The 15,783-nt window shown below is 71.8% G+C and carries 17 protein-coding genes and 1 pseudogene; 4 read left to right on the forward strand and 14 right to left on the reverse strand.

Annotated elements, in window-relative coordinates:
• The 7 genes from D3105_RS34365 to lxmA all read right to left on the reverse strand — a co-directional run.
• A partial coding sequence (locus tag D3105_RS34365; protein WP_133305719.1) for a M16 family metallopeptidase occupies positions 1-655 on the reverse strand: 655 nt, incomplete at its 3' end.
• Between the two features lies 1 nt (position 656).
• Positions 657-1,496 (reverse strand): class I SAM-dependent methyltransferase, encoded by an 840-nt coding sequence (locus tag D3105_RS28875; RefSeq protein ID WP_118905899.1) that lies wholly within the window; start codon positions 1,494-1,496, stop codon positions 657-659.
• A gap of 5 nt (positions 1,497-1,501) precedes the next feature.
• A complete protein-coding gene (locus tag D3105_RS28880) occupies positions 1,502-2,506 on the reverse strand; it encodes a T3SS effector HopA1 family protein (RefSeq protein WP_118905900.1) in 1,005 nt (334 codons plus the stop codon).
• A complete protein-coding gene (gene lxmK, locus D3105_RS28885) occupies positions 2,503-3,816 on the reverse strand; it encodes a class V lanthionine synthetase subunit LxmK (protein WP_118905901.1) in 1,314 nt (437 codons plus the stop codon). Before lxmK ends, D3105_RS28880 begins: the two co-directional genes overlap by 4 nt.
• Positions 3,813-4,847 (reverse strand): hypothetical protein, encoded by a 1,035-nt coding sequence (locus tag D3105_RS28890; RefSeq protein WP_118905902.1) that lies wholly within the window; start codon positions 4,845-4,847, stop codon positions 3,813-3,815. Before D3105_RS28890 ends, lxmK begins: the two co-directional genes overlap by 4 nt.
• The gene (gene lxmD / locus D3105_RS28895) at positions 4,844-5,440 is read right to left on the reverse strand and encodes a peptide terminal cysteine decarboxylase LxmD (RefSeq protein ID WP_118905903.1); all 597 of its coding nucleotides are present in this window, start codon (positions 5,438-5,440) and stop codon (positions 4,844-4,846) included. Before lxmD ends, D3105_RS28890 begins: the two co-directional genes overlap by 4 nt.
• A gap of 95 nt (positions 5,441-5,535) precedes the next feature.
• Positions 5,536-5,751 carry a lexapeptide family class V lantibiotic gene (lxmA, locus tag D3105_RS28900; RefSeq protein WP_010063176.1) on the reverse strand — a complete coding sequence of 72 codons (216 nt, stop codon included), beginning with the start codon at positions 5,749-5,751 and terminating at the stop codon, positions 5,536-5,538.
• A gap of 194 nt (positions 5,752-5,945) precedes the next feature.
• On the opposite strand from lxmA, the gene D3105_RS28905 reads away from it, so the two are divergent.
• The gene (locus D3105_RS28905) at positions 5,946-7,724 is read left to right on the forward strand and encodes an ABC transporter ATP-binding protein (RefSeq protein ID WP_118905904.1); all 1,779 of its coding nucleotides are present in this window, start codon (positions 5,946-5,948) and stop codon (positions 7,722-7,724) included.
• A 144-nt stretch (positions 7,725-7,868) separates the two neighbouring features.
• Positions 7,869-8,402, forward strand: coding sequence for a hypothetical protein (locus D3105_RS28910; RefSeq protein ID WP_118905905.1), 534 nt, complete (start codon positions 7,869-7,871; stop codon positions 8,400-8,402).
• A 92-nt stretch (positions 8,403-8,494) separates the two neighbouring features.
• Here the strand turns inward: D3105_RS28910 and D3105_RS28915 are convergent, their stop codons facing one another.
• A complete protein-coding gene (locus D3105_RS28915) occupies positions 8,495-8,767 on the reverse strand; it encodes a helix-turn-helix domain-containing protein (protein WP_240647059.1) in 273 nt (90 codons plus the stop codon).
• A gap of 187 nt (positions 8,768-8,954) precedes the next feature.
• On the opposite strand from D3105_RS28915, the gene D3105_RS28920 reads away from it, so the two are divergent.
• A complete protein-coding gene (locus D3105_RS28920; protein WP_118905907.1) occupies positions 8,955-9,947 on the forward strand; it encodes a helix-turn-helix transcriptional regulator in 993 nt (330 codons plus the stop codon).
• A 40-nt stretch (positions 9,948-9,987) separates the two neighbouring features.
• Here the strand turns inward: D3105_RS28920 and D3105_RS28925 are convergent, their stop codons facing one another.
• The 6 genes from D3105_RS28925 to dnaK form a co-directional block, all read right to left on the reverse strand.
• Positions 9,988-10,230 (reverse strand): hypothetical protein, encoded by a 243-nt coding sequence (locus tag D3105_RS28925; RefSeq protein WP_118905908.1) that lies wholly within the window; start codon positions 10,228-10,230, stop codon positions 9,988-9,990.
• Between the two features lie 8 nt (positions 10,231-10,238).
• The gene (locus tag D3105_RS28930; RefSeq protein ID WP_123947592.1) at positions 10,239-10,544 is read right to left on the reverse strand and encodes a hypothetical protein; all 306 of its coding nucleotides are present in this window, start codon (positions 10,542-10,544) and stop codon (positions 10,239-10,241) included.
• A 245-nt stretch (positions 10,545-10,789) separates the two neighbouring features.
• Positions 10,790-11,239, reverse strand: coding sequence for a heat shock protein transcriptional repressor HspR (locus D3105_RS28935; protein WP_118905910.1), 450 nt, complete (start codon positions 11,237-11,239; stop codon positions 10,790-10,792).
• 1 nt (position 11,240) lies between these two features.
• Positions 11,241-12,431, reverse strand: coding sequence for a molecular chaperone DnaJ (gene dnaJ, locus D3105_RS28940; RefSeq protein WP_030723099.1), 1,191 nt, complete (start codon positions 12,429-12,431; stop codon positions 11,241-11,243).
• A gap of 96 nt (positions 12,432-12,527) precedes the next feature.
• Positions 12,528-13,181 (reverse strand): nucleotide exchange factor GrpE, encoded by a 654-nt coding sequence (gene grpE, locus D3105_RS28945; protein ID WP_032767068.1) that lies wholly within the window; start codon positions 13,179-13,181, stop codon positions 12,528-12,530.
• Positions 13,178-15,031 (reverse strand): molecular chaperone DnaK, encoded by a 1,854-nt coding sequence (gene dnaK, locus D3105_RS28950; RefSeq protein WP_118905911.1) that lies wholly within the window; start codon positions 15,029-15,031, stop codon positions 13,178-13,180. Before dnaK ends, grpE begins: the two co-directional genes overlap by 4 nt.
• 369 nt (positions 15,032-15,400) lie before the next feature.
• On the opposite strand from dnaK, the pseudogene D3105_RS28955 reads away from it, so the two are divergent.
• Positions 15,401-15,783: pseudogene (locus tag D3105_RS28955) on the forward strand (sugar transferase); the annotation flags it as partial.

Raw genomic sequence — 15,783 nt, forward strand, 5'->3', positions numbered from 1 at the left:
CCTCCACGGGGTGGACCTCTCCCACCCCCGCGAACACCTCCCCCACGACCGCCATGACCCCCGCCGGATCCACGTCCCCCACGACCGACAGCACCATCCGCCGTGCCGTGTAGTGCGACCGGAAGAACGCCTCCACCTCGCCGGCCGTGATGCCCGCCAGCTCCGTCGGCGTCCCGAAGCTGTCCCTGCTGCCCGGGTACAGCGCGCCAAGCGCCGATTCCCAGTACCGGCCGGCGTCCCCCGCTCCGCGGATCTCCTCGCCGATGACGTCGGTCTCCGTACGGATCACGTCCTCCGTGGGCGCGAAGCCGAGCAGGCGGCGGGCCTCCCAGGCCAGGGCGTCGGGCAGCGCATCGGCGGGGACCGTGGTGTGGAAGACCGTGTGGTCACGGTGGGTCTCGGCGTTGCAGACCCCGCCCGCGCCCGCGACCAGCGCCGCGTACCCCTCCCCGGTGGGGTCGGCGGCACCCTCCCGGCCCGAGCGCGGGAACATCAGGTGCTCGACGAGATGCGCCGTACCGTGGCGTCCGGCCGGGTCGTCGTCGCCGCCCGCCGCCACGGTGAGCGCGACGGCGGCGAGGCCCCGCCCGTACTGCGGGCCCGACTCGACGCACACCCGCAGCCCGCCGGGGAGCACGGACACGCTCGGGCTCATCTCAACCGGCCTGGTTCAGCGGGCGGAACACGGACACGCACATCTTGCGGCTGTCGCCCCCGTCGAAGGGCTGCTCGCGCCAGCCCGCGTACCGGCCGACGAGCTCCAGGCCGGCGATCGCGCCGAGCAGGTCCAGCTCGCCCGGCCACACGTACCGCATCACGGTCGTCGCGGACTTCGGGGCGTCGCCGTCCAGGAACAGCGTGCTCTGGAGCATCATGTTCTGCGAGGCGGGCAGCACGCCCACCGACTCGATGAGCGCCCCGCGCGCCCCGATCGGATAGGTGTTGACCTCGTTCCTCCTCTGTACGTGGTAGTCGCTCGGGTCGAACGTCTCGATGACCACGTGCCCCTCCGCCGTGACGTGCCGGGCCATGGCGTGCATCAGCGCGATCTGCTCGTCGACCGCCATCGCGCAGCACAGCACGTTGAACGGGGCGAGGACGACGTCGAAGGAGCGGCCGAGGTCGAGTCCGGCGAAGTCGCCGTGCACCGGGGTGATCCGTCCCTCGGGGTCCTTCTCCGCGAGGCGGGCCAGCATCCCTTCGGAGGACTCGACACCGGTGACGTCGAAGCCGCGGTCGGCGAGCGGAAGCGCCACCCGGCCGGTGCCGACGCCGAGTTCGAGGACGCTCGCACCGGGTGCGGCGAGGGTGAGCAGGTACGTAGCGATGTCGTCGAGGTCCGGGGTGCTCGGGTAGATGTCGTCGTAGACACCGGCCAGCGCGTCGCTGTAGGCGACGGTGATCGCCGCGCCGAACCCCCCTGCCGCTGCCGCCTCGGGGACCTCCGTCGTCTCCATGGTCTCGGGGTTCTCCGTCGTCTCGGTCGTCGTCGTCATCGGGCTCACACTCCAGCGGTCGCGGTCGAGGGGGTTTCGGCAAGGTTGTTCTCGGGGTGCTCCGGGTCGATCCCCGCCGCGCGGAAGGCCCGTACGACGTGATCGGCGAGATCCCCGGCGTCGGCCCCCTGCGCGTGGTCGACCAGCGCGGTGGCCAGCGCGAAGCTGCGGTGCTGCCCGAAGCTCATGCCGTCGCGGCCGGGGCGCGGGTCGCGCGGGTCCCAGGCGGCGGCGACGCCGGGGGCGAGCCGGGCGGTGAACAGCGAGGTGTCGCCGCCGAGCCCCGGCAGGTCCCGGACGGCGGCGGCCACCGCCCGTTCGGCCGGTGCGTGGTCGCCGTGCAGATAGACGACGACGCTGTCGCGGCGCGGGTAGTCGTCCTCGTCGGACAGGACCTTGGCGTGGTACCGCGCCCCGGCGCCCTCCAGGGCGGCCAGCGCGGCGGCCCACAGTCCGACGGCCGCGTCCGCGTGGCGGGCGTGCAGGAAGAGGCGGCGCACCGGGCCGGCGGGGACCGGCAGGGGCCGCGAACCCATCACGTAGAAGAACCCGGGCGAGAGGGCGGGCCGCGCCGCCTCCAGGGCCACCTGGACCAGCTCGCCCGGTACGGGCGCGGCGGGGCCGATGAGCCGGTCAGCGGTGAGCCGCGCGGTGATCTCCGGCAGCCGGACGACCAGTTCGCCGCCCTCGCCGACCTCCAGCAGCCGTCCGGTGACCGGGGTGGTGGGGTGCGGCACGGCCGCGGCGAGGCGGCGTTCCAGCGCGGAGTCGCGCAACGTGCGGCGGGGCGGCGCGTCCGCGTCCCGGCGGTGCGCCCCGTTCCCGGCGTGGAACTCCTCGTACAGCGCGTTGGTGAGACGGCCGCGCAGATCGCGCGGGCTGTCAGCGGTCAACGTCCGTCCGGCGAGCCGCGCTTGGAGACCGTCGGCGCGTACGTCCACGAGGTCGAGCGCGGCGGCGAGCCGCGGAGCGATCCCGGCGGGCCGGACCGGGGTGGGGGTGAGCGTCATCGGGGGCTCCCTGCAAGGGCGTCGGCGGGGTGCGGCACGGCAGCATGCGGCACGGCGGAGTGCGGCACAGCGGGGTCGGCCAGGCCCAGGGTGGCCACCGCACCCGCCGGGTTCAGCAGCAGCGTCCGCCCGATCCCGGCGGCGGCGCGCGCCACCGGGTTGAGGACGGCGTGCGCCTGCGCCGTGGCGATGAGCCGGTCGTACAGGTGCCAGCCCGCGAACCCGACGGCCCGTTCGGCGAGTTCGGGATCCGGGACACGGCACTCGGTGTAGCCCTGCCAGAAGGCCGAGATACGGGGGATGTGGCGGCGCAGTCCGGCCGCGCCGCGCTCCACGATCTCCTCGTGGGAGAGGTCGAAGCCGAGCGCGACGGCGTCCTTCGCCGAGGTGGGCTCGCCCGTCGGCGCGAAGACGGAGTACGTGGCCTGGAAGAGCCATTCGCCGACGAACGCGCCGACGTCGCGGGCCGGGTCGGCGAGCCGGAACTCCTCCCAGTCGCACAGGTACAGCTGCCCGTCGTGGACGAGGAACTGGTCGAAGCGCAGATCGCAGTGGGCGGGTGTGTGCGGTGCCGTACGCTCCCGCTCCCGCAGCCGGTGGAGCGCGGCGACGACCTCCGTATCGTCCTGGACGAGCTTCCAGGCGGCGATCTGCGCCATGCTGCGGTCCTGGACCTCGCTCCACGGGAACGCCCGGAGCCAGCGCATCGGCGGCAGCGGGGCCTCGGCGGTGTCGATGGCGGGGGCCGAAGCCGGGTCCGGAGCCTCGCCGCCCGACTCGCCGTCCGACGCGCCGCCCGCCGTCCCCAGCGTGTGCAGCGTGGCGACGGCCCGCCCGGCCTCCCGGCACAGCGCCTCGTCGAAGTCGCCGTCCAACGCGACCTCCGAGCCCGAACGGGACCCGCGCAGCAGCCGGAAGGCGCTGACGGCCGAGTCCCGGTCGGTGCCCAGGTGTTTGGGGGTACGGAGCGGCGAACCGGCCGGCAGCCGGGCGGCCGACGCCTCGAAGGCGAGGGCGCGGTCGATCTCGGGCCGGCTGCCGTCGGGGGCCCGGGCGACGGTCTTGACGAAGACCTGCTGGCCACGGGTGGTCGTACCGGCCCAGTTGTCGTTGCGACCGCCGAAGGCGGTCAGCCCCTCCGGCTCGAAGGGCCCGAGGCCCAACCGCTCCAGCAGCGTGTTCACCTCCGGCGCGGTGTCGAGTCCGGTCGGCCGGAACCTGATCAGGGCGGGCGCGTCCCCGGCCGTGGCCGCCGTGCTCGCCGTGGCCACCGCCTCCGTCGGGGCGGCCGTCGTACTCGTCGTCGTCATGACACTCCTCGGGGGACCGCCCGGCGGCCCTCCTCATCGATCAACTCGGCAGTGAAGGCGAGGTAGTCGAGCAATTCGTCGCTCCACTCGCAGTAGGTGGCGAAGTCCTGCATGTGCGTGACGACGCGGAGCACGGCGCAGCGCCCGACGGCCACCGGGTCGTACACCGGCCCCGCGGGCCCCTGGTCACCGCCCTCGCTCTCCCCCGCCTTGTACGCACCGAGGAACACCCGCTGAAGGTCCCTGACGGACAGCAGCCCCGCGCTCTCCCCCGCCGCCCGGTGGAGCGGCGAGGACCAGGCCAGCTCGACGAGGTCGCCCAGCATCCAGCCCAGGTCCAGCTCCCGGCGGCCGGCGCCCAGGTCCTCACCGGTGAGCAGCGCGACCCGGCCCCGGCTCCGGGGCGGTACGAGCGAACCGGTCGACGCCCAGCCGTGCAGCGGCACGACCGTGGCTCCGGACCCCGAGGGGCGTACGGCGTCGTCCGCCCAGCCCAGCAGCCGTTCCGTGCGGCCCTCGCCCCACACCTCCCCCGCACGCCGGCGCAGCCGCGCTGCCGCCGGGACGAGCGGCCCGGACCCGGCCGCCCACTTCTGCAACCGCCGCACCCCGGGGGGCGGGAGAGCCTGCGGTCCCGGGGGCAGGGGGACCCCGTGCAGAACCCGGAGCGCACGCGCGGCGGCGGCGAGGGAGTGGGCGACGAGCCGCCCGGCCTGCGGGCGGGGGTCCCGCAGCCAGGCGGCGGCCGACGCGGACCCGGCGGCCCGGTGGAGCAGCCCGTCTCCGTGGGGCGTGCCGGTGGCCAGCAGCGCGGCCGCCTCGACGGGCCCGAGATCCGGTACGAGGGGGGCGTGTTGGGCGGCCATGCGGAGGGGGCCGGCGCGCCGGGGCCCCGGCCCGTGCCACCACAGGAAGTCACCGGCACCGCCGGGACCGCCGTCGGACGCCCGGTGAACCCGGGTGACCTGAAGTCCGGTTCCGTACTCGGCCACCGGAACACCCAGGTCTGCAAGGGGAACTGCCACGTTCACGACGAGCTCCCGGACGCGCCGACGCGGCTCTTCCGGTGCGCGACGCACAGGTCGTACAGCTCGTTCAGCGGTGCCGAGCCGCCGTCCTCCACCTCACCGGTACGCGCGCTCCGCGCGGGGATCGTCGGGGCGAGCACCACTCCGGGCCGCTCGCGCAGCGCCGCCAGGTGCCCTTGCACGACCGGGCTCCCGAGCGCTCCGGGCGGCAGCGAGGGGGCGACGCCGACCAGGGCGCGGGTGGTCTGCAGGGCGACCATCAGCGGGGTGTCGGCGACCCCGAGGGCGAATCGGCCGACGAAATTCAGGGTGGCGGGATGGACGAGAATCAGATCCGCCCATTCCGCGATGTCCACATGGGGCACATCGGCACCGGAGAAAGCATTCCAGTCATCGATGAAGACTTCTTTTCCGGAGAGCACAGCCACCGCGTCCGGCGAAACGAACCGGCATGCGGAACGGGTCAGCGCGAAACGCTTCTCGATCTCGGGAAAGGAATTCCCGAGCCAGTTGATCCAGAACGGCAGGAAGGCGACGCCGAGGGCTCCCGTCCCCACGACGAGGATGCGCTCGAAGTCCCGTTGCTGTTCCTCCACGACGCCTCCTGTTGTGCGTTGGGGCCGGGGGCCGGCCGGAGCATGCGCACCGCATCTCCGGCCGACCCCCGCGGCTCACAGCGAAGAGTCGCTGGTCAGCACTTGTTCTCGACGGTCTTCGCGGCGAGCGAGCCGAGAGCGGCGGCGCACTGCTGCGAGGAACGCGCGGTGATGATCGTGGCGCGGATGGCCCACGGGATGGTGGGGCTGAACGCCGGCGCGGCCTCCTGGCCGTCGTGCAGGCCGAGCTCCTCGGCGGAGGTGTAGGCGGTGTAGCCGTCGAACAGGTCCTTCTCGGTGACGTTCTGCATGAGATGTTCCTTCGTGTGATGAAAGGGAATTGACGACCGGCCACTTCGTGCATCTCGCCGATGCCTGGTTTACCGGCGTCCGTTGCGGACAGAAAGAATGTTGACCCACGCTGCCCGGTCCGCACCATTGGCTCTTACGGCATTGCCGCAAACGACAGTTCCCCGCGCGGGTGGAAGAGGATAGAACTACGGGTGTGAACACACCTGACGCAGAACAGTCTCCGGCGGAGCGGCCCGCACTGCGGGCGCTGCTCTCGTACGCGCGTCCGCACCGCGGCATCCTCCTCACGGTGCTGGCCCTGACCCTGGCGGGCAGCGCCGCCGGCCTGGCCCAGCCGCTGGTCATCCAGTCGGTGCTGGCCAAGCTCATGACGGGTGAAGGGCTGCGGGAGGACATCCTGCTGCTGACCGGCCTGCTGCTCGCCTCCATCGGGCTGACCTGGCTGCAGTCCTGGCTCAGCGAGCGGACCGCAGAACGCGTCGTGCTCCAGGTCCGCCGCGGGCTGATCGCGCGCCTCATCCGGCTGCGCACCGCCGAGTTGGACCGTACCGAACCGGGCGGGCTGACCACGCGCGTCACCTCCGACAGCACGCTGGTGCAGCACGCGGCGACGGGCGGGCTCATCCAGCTCGTCGACGGATCGATCCACCTGCTGGCCACGATCGTGCTGATGGGCATCGTCAGCCTGCCGCTGCTCGGCATCACCTCCGCCGTGCTGGTGGTCGTCGGCATCGCGATGGGCGTCGTCATGCCCCGGATCAAGCGGGTCACCACGGAGGCGCAGACCTCCGTCGGCGAGATCGGCGCGGCGCTCGACCGCTCGCTCGGCGCGGCCCGCACCGTCAAGGCCAACGGCGGTGAGGCGAAGGAGACCGAGCGGGCCACCGAGGCCGCGACACGCGCCTACCGGGCCGGCCTCAAGGGCGCCCGGTACCACGCGCTGATCGCCGTGCTGGCCGGGCTGATCGTCCAGGCCTCGTTCCTCGCCGTCATCGGCTTCGGCGGTGCGCTGGTCGCCATGGGCACCCTCGAACTGGCCGCGCTGATCGGCTTCCTGCTCTACCTGTTCAACCTGGGCGGCCCGGTCCTCTCCCTCGTCGGCGGCACCACCGCCCTGCAACAGGGGCTCGGCGCGCTGGCCCGGATCGAGGAGGTGCGGTCCATGGCGGCAGAGGACGATGTGGACGGTACGCCGCCGGCGCCCTCCGGCCCGCCGCCCGCCGTCACGGTCGACGGACTGACCTTCGGCTACGAGGGCCGCACGCCCGTCCTGAACGGCACGAGCTTCGTCGCGCCGGCCGGGAAGGTCACCGCGATCGTCGGCCCGTCGGGCTCCGGCAAGACCACGGTGTTCTCGCTGATCCAGCGGTTCTACGACACCGAGGAGGGCCGCATCCTGCTGGACGACACCGACATCCGCTCCCTGGGCCGGGCCGAACTGCGCCGCCGGATCGCCTATGTCGAGCAGGACTCCCCGATGCTCGCGGGCACGCTGCGGGAGAACCTACTCTACTCCGCGCCGGACGCGAGCGACGAGGCCGTCGCCGACGTGCTCCGCCGCACCCTGCTCGACGGCTTCGTCGCCTCCCTCCCGGACGGCCTCGACACGGCTGTCGGCGCCCGCGGCCTGGCCCTCTCCGGCGGCGAACGTCAACGCCTCGCCATCGCACGGGCCTTGCTGCGCCGCCCGCAGGTCCTGCTCCTCGACGAGGTCACCGCGCATCTTGACGGACTCAGCGAAACCGCGCTGCGCCGGACGGTGGAGGAGGCCGCGCGGGACTGCACGGTGCTCCTCATCGCGCACCGGCTCTCGACGGTCACCACGGCGGAGCGGCTTGTGCTGTTCGAGAACGGCCGGGTCAGCGACCACGGACGGCACGAGGAACTGCTGGGGCGCAGCGCCCTCTACCAGGACCTCACCGCAACGCAGTTGACCGCAGGACCGGCGGTCGCGACCGCGGGAGCCCGCTGACCGGCACCGGAGCACGGCACGCTCCTGGGACAATTCCGTACGCCGGTGAGCCGCGCGCCCGCGACTCCGCGCCCGTGACTCCGTACGGCAGTGATGCTCCGCGAACACCCCCCCCCAGCACGACCGAAGGGTTCAAGGATCCAGATGACCGACACCCCCTCCCTCCCGCTGCCCGCCTCCACCGAGGACGACCACTACGGGGAGATCTCCGTCGAACTCCTCGGCGAGAACCGCGAGAAGCTCGTCGTCAGCGGCGAGCGGATCCCGACCGTCACCATCGTCCGTGCCCCCGAGGCGGAGGTCGACGACCACATCGTCATCGGCACCCGCGACCCCCGGCACCTGACGATCACGGTGGACGGCGAGGACGCGACGATCAAGCCCGGCAAGGGCAAGCTCCGGCGCCAGACCTACCGGGTCGACGTCCACCACGGGGGCCTCCACTACCGGCTCGTCCCGAACTCGATCCCGTTCAGCAAGCTGACTCGCGACGGCAAGCACCTCGGGGACTTCTCCTCGGACGGCGACCGCCGGGTGATAGCGGAGTGGCAGAAGGAGGCCGGCACCCCCGAACCCCTCGACGCGGCCATCGGCTACGCACTGGCGGCGGCGTTCGGAACGGGCGGTCAGCCGATGTGGATGATGCTGGTGGACGCGATCAGCGCCGCCCTGCCGTAGGCGGGATGCCGGGAACGCCAGAAGTCCCCTGCCGGAAGCGAGATTTCCGGCAGGGGACTTCGGGCGTAACGGGACCCAGGGCACGATCGGCGTCAGATCACGGACGCAGCCCCCTGATGTCCTCTGATGTCCTCCGCGTGCAGATACGACACGATCGCCGCCTCGAACCGGGACTTCAGGTTCAGCTTGCGCACGATGCTCGACGTGTGTGCCCGGACGGTCCGCTCCGTGATGCCCAGTCTCCGGGCCAGCCAGCGGTTCTGCTCCCCGCTCGCCAGCAGCACGAGCACCTCCAGCTCACGTTCGGTGAGCGTGGCGAAGTCCATCGCCCGCCCACCGGTCCTCACCTGTTCGTCGGCCATCATCGTCACAGCAGTCTCCTCCATTGATCGTCACCGTCCCCCGTCCCGCGCCCGTCACCCGGACGACCGGGACTACCTGCTGCTTTACCTATGGATTACCCTCTCCCTCATCGGTTCGACGGTTGCGCGGCATCTGACCCGTGCCGCAGTGCGCCGTCGGTAGTCGTGCGGCACGCGGGGGGCGGCAGCGGTGAACGGCGGAAGCCTGTCCATACTCGGCCTGGACATCACGGAGGAGCGCGCCTACCGGCACTTCCTCCGTAATCCGGGCACCGGCACCGAGGACATCGGGGTGCTCCTCCACAGCCCTCGCGAGGAGGTGGAGAAGGCCCTCGCCCGCCTCGACGAGCTGGGCCTGCTGCGGACCGACGAGCACGGCGGCGTCTCGGCGGCCGCCCCGGAGACCGCGGTCGAGCGGCTCACGGAGATACGGCTGCGCGAGCTGCACGAACAGCTCCACCAGGTCACCAGGTCCCGGCACCTGATCGCCGAGCTGACCGCCGAACAGCAGACCCGCCCCCTCGCCACGCAGGGCGTCGAGCGTCTTGAGGTGCTCCGGCAGATCCGCGACCGGATCGACGACCTGGCCTTCTTCGCCCGCCAGGAGATTCTCTCCGTCGAGCCGTACACCGCCCTCACCGCCGAGAACATCGCGCACGCACGCCCCCTGGACACCCGGTGTCTGCGCCGGGGCGTGCAGATCCGCAGCGTGGTGCTGCGGGAAGCGCTCGACCACCCGCCGACCGTCGCCTACCTCCGCGAACTCACCGCGCAGGGGGCGTCGATCCGGGCCGCCGACAAGCTGTCCGAGCGGATCCTCGTGTACGACCGCCGTACGGCCCTGGTGCCCGTCGACCCCTCGGACACCTCGCGCGGCGCGCTGGTCACCCAGCAGGCCGGTCTGGTCTCCAACATCCTGGCCCTGTTCGAGAAGATCTGGGCCGAGTCCACGGACCTGTCCACCCTGATCGACACCCACTCCTCCCCCTCCGACGTGCTGTCCGAGATGGAGCAGCGCGTCATGGAGGAGATGTGCCGGGTGGCGAAGGACGAGACGGGCGCACGGAACCTGGACATCTCGGTGCGGACGTACCGCCGCCATGTCGCCGACGTCCTCCGCATCCTGGGCGCGACCAGCCGCCCGCACGCGGCCCTGCTGGCCCGCGAGCGTGGCTGGATCTGAGCCACCGGTAAGCACCGGATGCGCCCCGGAGCCGGCGGGCCTAACCAGCCCCTTCCAGGACCCACCCGGCCAGCGTCCGGTCCCGCAGCGCCTCCGCGCACCGTTCCCGTACGCCGGTCACGTCCTCCGCGTCCCGCCCGGAACCGCGCACCAGGACGGTGATCCGGTCCTCCTCGATCCGTTGGCCGCACTCCCACTCCGCGGGCAGCATCCCGATGAGCCGGAGCACCGCGATTCCGGCCGGCGCGGCGTCGGTGGAGACACGCGCCAGCGTGATCTCCACCGGGTCTTCTACTGCCAGCCGTTGACGCACTTCACCTTGCCCAGGAACGGCGCCAGCGGCTTCGGCAGCGGTGCCCCGCAGAGAAGCCGGTTCACCGCCTCCTTCACCTCCGACGCGATCTCCTCGCCGCGGCCCCCGATCCCGGCCCCCGGCCCCGTCCCGGTCGGCAGCGGTGCGGCCGCCTCCGACACGGTGCCGGCCCCGGCCCCGGGACCGGCGGTCGCGTGGGCCGGTGCGACGGCCGCCCCGAGAACCAGTCCCAGGAGCATTGCCCCCATGCCGACCGTCTTTCCGGTGAACGCGTAGACGCCCATGTCTTCCTCCCCGTACGTCACGTGTCTCGTCGGCTTCGTTCCCGCCGACACCCACCACCTTGTCAGCGGAGGGAGCCGCTCCGGGAGTCGATCACTGTCAACTTGCTGCACGATTCCGGCCACTTGGTGCCAGCCATCGGCCACTGCCGAGACACACGAAAGACGGCGGGGGCGGAAGAACACATGGTGTCTCGTGGTCTTCCGCCCCCGCCGTCTTTCGTAAGGAAGGCCGTCCCGCCCCGAAGCTACTGCTTCGGCTTCGGCTTGGGCCGCCACACCACCAGCGCGCCCGTCTGCTGCACGTCCTGGTACGGCACGAGGTCCCGGCGGTACGAGGCGTGGACCTGGGCCTCGCGCTGCTGCATGGCGACCGCCGCGCCGTCCACCGCCGCCGAGAGCTCGGCGACGCGCTGCTGGAGCGCGGTCACCTGGTTCTCCAGCTCGATGATCCGCTTGATGCCCGCGAGGTTGATGCCCTCGTCCTGCGACAGCTGCTGCACGGTGCGCAGCAGCTCGATGTCGCGGGCCGAGTAGCGCCGACCGCGCCCGGCCGTACGGTCCGGGGAGACCAGGCCGAGACGGTCGTACTGGCGCAGCGTCTGCGGGTGGAGCCCCGAGAGCTGGGCCGCGATCGAGATCACGTACACCGGTGTCTCATCGGTCAGCTGGTACGGATTGCGTCGACGGCCGTCCATCTCAAGCTCCCTTCGCGGCCTGGAACAGTTCCGCCCGCGGGTCCTCGTCCGCGGTCGCCTTCCGGTAGGCCTCCAGGGCGTCCCTGGCCTCCTGGCCCAGGTCCCTGGGGACCGCGACCTCCACGGTGACCAGCAGGTCGCCGCGGGTGCCGTCCTTGCGCACCGCGCCCTTGCCCCGGGCGCGCATCGTACGCCCGTTGGGGGTGCCGGCGGGAAGCTTCAGCGTGACCGGGGGTCCGCCGAGCGTGGGGACCTTGATCTCGCCGCCGAGCGTCGCCTCCGGGTAGGTGACGGGCACGGTGACCGTGAGGTTGTCGCCCTTGCGGCCGAAGACCGGGTGGGCGTCGACGTGGACGACGACGTACAGATCGCCGGCCGGTCCGCCGCGCTCGCCCGCGCCGCCCTTGCCGCGCAGCCGGATCCGCTGGCCGTCGGAGACGCCCGCCGGGATCCGCACCTGCATGGTGCGCGCCGACTTCGCCCGGCCGCTGCCCTTGCAGACGTCGCAGGGGTCCTGGGCGATGAGGCCCCGGCCCTTGCAGTCCACACAGGGGTCGGTGAGCGAGAAGCCGCCGCCGCTGCCGCGCGAGACCTGGCCGGTGCCGACACAGGTCGGGCAGACCCGGGGAGTGCCGTTCTTGTCGCCGGTGCCGGAACACGCCTTGCAGGGCGCCTGGCTGGACATCCGCAGCGGGACCGTGGCCCCGTCGACCGCCTCAGTGAAGCTGAGCGTCACCTCGGACTCGATGTCCTGGCCGCGCTTGGGCTGGACCCGGGTGCCCGTGCCGCCGCGGTTGAACAGCCCGCCGAAGACGTCGCCGAGACCGCCCCCGCCGCCGAAGCCGCCGCCCGCGCCGCCCTGTCCGCCGCCCGGGGCGCCCCCTCCGAAGAGGTCGCCCAGGTCGAAGTTGAAGTTGCCGCCCGCACCACCGGGGCCGGGCCGGAAGCCGCCGTTGCCGAAGAGGGCGCGCGCCTCGTCGTACTCCTTGCGCTTCTTGGGGTCACCGAGGACGTCGTTCGCCTCGGAGATCTCCTTGAAGCGTTCCTCCGCCTTGGCGTCGTTCTTGTTGGCGTCCGGGTGGAACTCGCGGGCGAGCTTCCGGTACGCCTTCTTGACCTCGGCGTCGGTGGCGTCCTTGGGGACGCCGAGGACCTTGTAGTAGTCCTTCTCGACGAAGTCCTTCGTGCTCATCGACGTCCCTCCTTCCGGACGATCGGCCGAGCGGCCGGCCCGTGGGCCGGCCGCCGGGCCGGTCGGTGTGCACCGCGGTGATCAGACGTGTTCCCGTCAGACCTCCTCGGTGCCACCGCTCTCCTCGTCGTCTGCCTTCTTCTCTTCCTTCGCCGCGGCGGGCGTGGCGCCCGGCTGCGGCTCGGCGACGGCCACCCGCGCGGGGCGGATGGTGCGCTCGCCGATGCGATACCCCGGCTGAAGGATCGCCACGCAGGTCGTCTCGGTGACGTCCGGCGCGTAGCTGTGCATCAGGGCCTCGTGGATCGTCGGGTCGAAGGGCTCGCCCTCCTTGCCGAACTGCTGGAGGCCCAGCTTCGCGACGACGGTCTCCATCGATTCGGCCACCGACTTGAAGCCGCCGACCAGCTCGCCGTGTTCCCTCGCGCGGCCGACGTCGTCGAGGACGGGCAGGAGCTCGGACAGGAGGTTCGCGACGGCGATCTCCTTGACCGTGACCCGGTCCCGCTCGACGCGGCGGCGGTAGTTCTGGTATTCGGCCTGGAGCCGCTGGAGGTCTGCCGTGCGCTCGTTGAGCGCCGTACGGACCTGGTCCAGCTGCGCCGTCAGGCCGACGGTCGCATCGGTGTCCCCGGCCGGGGCCGCCGCCTCCTCCTCGGAGGAGTCGGCAGCCTTCGGCTCGGCGTCATCAGGGGTGGCGCCGGAGGGGACGTCGGGCTTCTCCTCGAAGCCCGGAGTCTCCTCGGTCACGCCGCACCGCCCTTGGTGTCCTTCTCGTCGTCCACGATCTCGGCGTCGACGACGTCGTCATCGGCCTTGGCCTGGGCGTCGCCCGGGGCCTCGGCACCCGGGGCCGCACCCTCGGCCTGGGCGTTGGCGTACATCGCCTGGCCCAGCTTCTGGGAGACGGCGGCGACCTTCTCGGTGGCCGTACGGATCTCGGCGGTGTCCTCGCCCTTGAGCTTCTCCTTCAGCTCCTCGACCGCGGTCTCCACCTCCGTCTTGACGTCGCCGGGGACCTTGTCCTCGTTGTCCTTGAGGAACTTCTCCGTCTGGTAGACGAGCTGCTCGCCCTGGTTGCGCGACTCGGCGGCCTCGCGGCGGGCGTGGTCCTCCTCCGCGTACTTCTCGGCCTCTTCGCGCATCCGGTTGACCTCGTCCTTCGGCAGCGAGGAGCCGCCGGTGACGGTCATCTTCTGCTCCTTGCCGGTGCCGAGGTCCTTGGCGGCGACGTGCATGATGCCGTTGGCGTCGATGTCGAAGGCGACCTCGATCTGCGGGACACCGCGCGGGGCCGGCGGCAGACCGGTCAGCTCGAACATCCCGAGCTTCTTGTTGTACGCCGCGATCTCGCGCTCGCCCTGGTAGACCTGGATCTGCACGGACGGCTGGTTGTCCTCGGCCGTCGTGAAGATCTCGGAGCGCTTGGTCGGGATCGTGGTGTTGCGCTCGATGAGCTTGGTCATGATCCCTCCCTTGGTCTCGATGCCGAGAGACAGCGGGGTGACGTCGAGGAGCAGGACGTCCTTGACCTCGCCCTTCAGGACACCGGCCTGGAGCGAGGCGCCGATGGCGACGACCTCGTCCGGGTTCACACCCTTGTTGGCCTCCTGGCCGCCGGTCAGCTCCTTGACGAGCTCGGCGACGGCGGGCATACGGGTGGAGCCACCGACGAGAACGACGTGGTCGATCTCGGAGAGCTGGATGCCCGCGTCCTTGATGACGTTGTGGAACGGGGTCTTGCAGCGGTCCAGGAGGTCCGCGGTCAGCTGCTGGAACTGCGAGCGCGTGAGCTTCTCGTCCAGGTGCAGCGGGCCCTCGGCGGACGCCGTGATGTAGGGCAGGTTGATCGTGGTCTCGGTCGAGGACGAGAGCTCGATCTTCGCCTTCTCCGCGGCCTCGCGGAGACGCTGGAGAGCCATCTTGTCCTTGGACAGGTCCACGCCGTGCCCGTTGGCGAACTGCTTCACCAGGTAGTCGACGACGCGCTGGTCCCAGTCGTCACCACCGAGGTGGTTGTCACCGTTGGTGGCCTTCACCTCGACGACGCCGTCGCCGATCTCCAGGAGGGACACGTCGAAGGTGCCGCCACCGAGGTCGAAGACGAGGATCGTCTGGTCGTCCTTGTCGAGGCCGTACGCCAGGGCGGCGGCGGTCGGCTCGTTGACGATGCGCAGGACGTTCAGGCCCGCGATCTCGCCGGCCTCCTTCGTCGCCTGGCGCTCGGAGTCGTTGAAGTACGCCGGGACGGTGATGACCGCGTCGGTGACCTTCTCGCCCAGGTAGGACTCGGCGTCGCGCTTCAGCTTCTGCAGGATGAAGGCGCTCATCTGCTGCGGGTTGAAGCTCTTGCCGTCGAGGTCGATCTTCCAGTCCGTGCCCATGTGGCGCTTGACGGAGCGGATGGTCCTGTCGACGTTGGTGACCGCCTGGCGCTTGGCGACCTCGCCGACGAGCACCTCGCCGTTCTTGGCGAAGGCGACGACGGACGGCGTGGTCCTGGCGCCTTCGGCGTTGGTGATGACGGTGGGCTCGCCGCCTTCGAGAACGCTGACGACGGAGTTAGTCGTGCCCAGGTCGATGCCGACCGCACGTGCCATTTCAATTCCTCCAACGGATTACTTGAGTGGATCTGACTCAAGAATGCATGACGCCCGCCCATGAGTCAACAGACCTGAGTCGGGCACGCTCAACTTAAGTGCTACCTGACGCTTACGTGGACCTTATCCGCGCCGATACGCCCGCCACACCACCGCACCGGCGCACGCCACGCCCCGCGCGCACCACCCGACCCACCGTCCCACCATGGGATCGTTCTGTCACAAATTGCCCCATCGAACCTCGAACCCCGGGCGGGCGCGATGCAGGACGCGAGAAAGCGACACGTACGGCGGGCGAGACGGGAGAGCCCGCGGACGGGAAGCCGGGCGGGAGGCACAGGACGGCCGCCCTCTCCCGCGTACGCGACCGTGTCCGGCACCGCGCGGGGCGACTTCCCCTCCCGCCCCGCCGCACACCTGGCAGGCCTCACCGACCGGGTGCGGCGGCTCGCGGACCGCACCCTCCCCCGCACGACGGCCGAACGCGCCCTGGATCTGGCGCTCGGCACCGCGCTGCTCGCCCTGACCTACCCCGCCGTCGCCGCGGCCGCGCTCGCCCTGACCGCGCGGCGCACCCCGGGCGGCGCCTGGGACCGCCGACCCCGGACGGGCCTGGGCGGCCGGATCTTCGAGCTGCGCACCCTGCGGACCCGGAGACTCCGCCTGGACCTGTTCTCGCGGCTGCCGCACGTCGTCCGCGGCGACCTCGCCCTGGTCGGCCCCGCCCCGCTGGCCCCCGGCGACCCCCGGGC

This window comes from Streptomyces globisporus, assembly GCF_003501885.1.
GTDB lineage: Bacteria > Actinomycetota > Actinomycetes > Streptomycetales > Streptomycetaceae > Streptomyces > Streptomyces globisporus_D.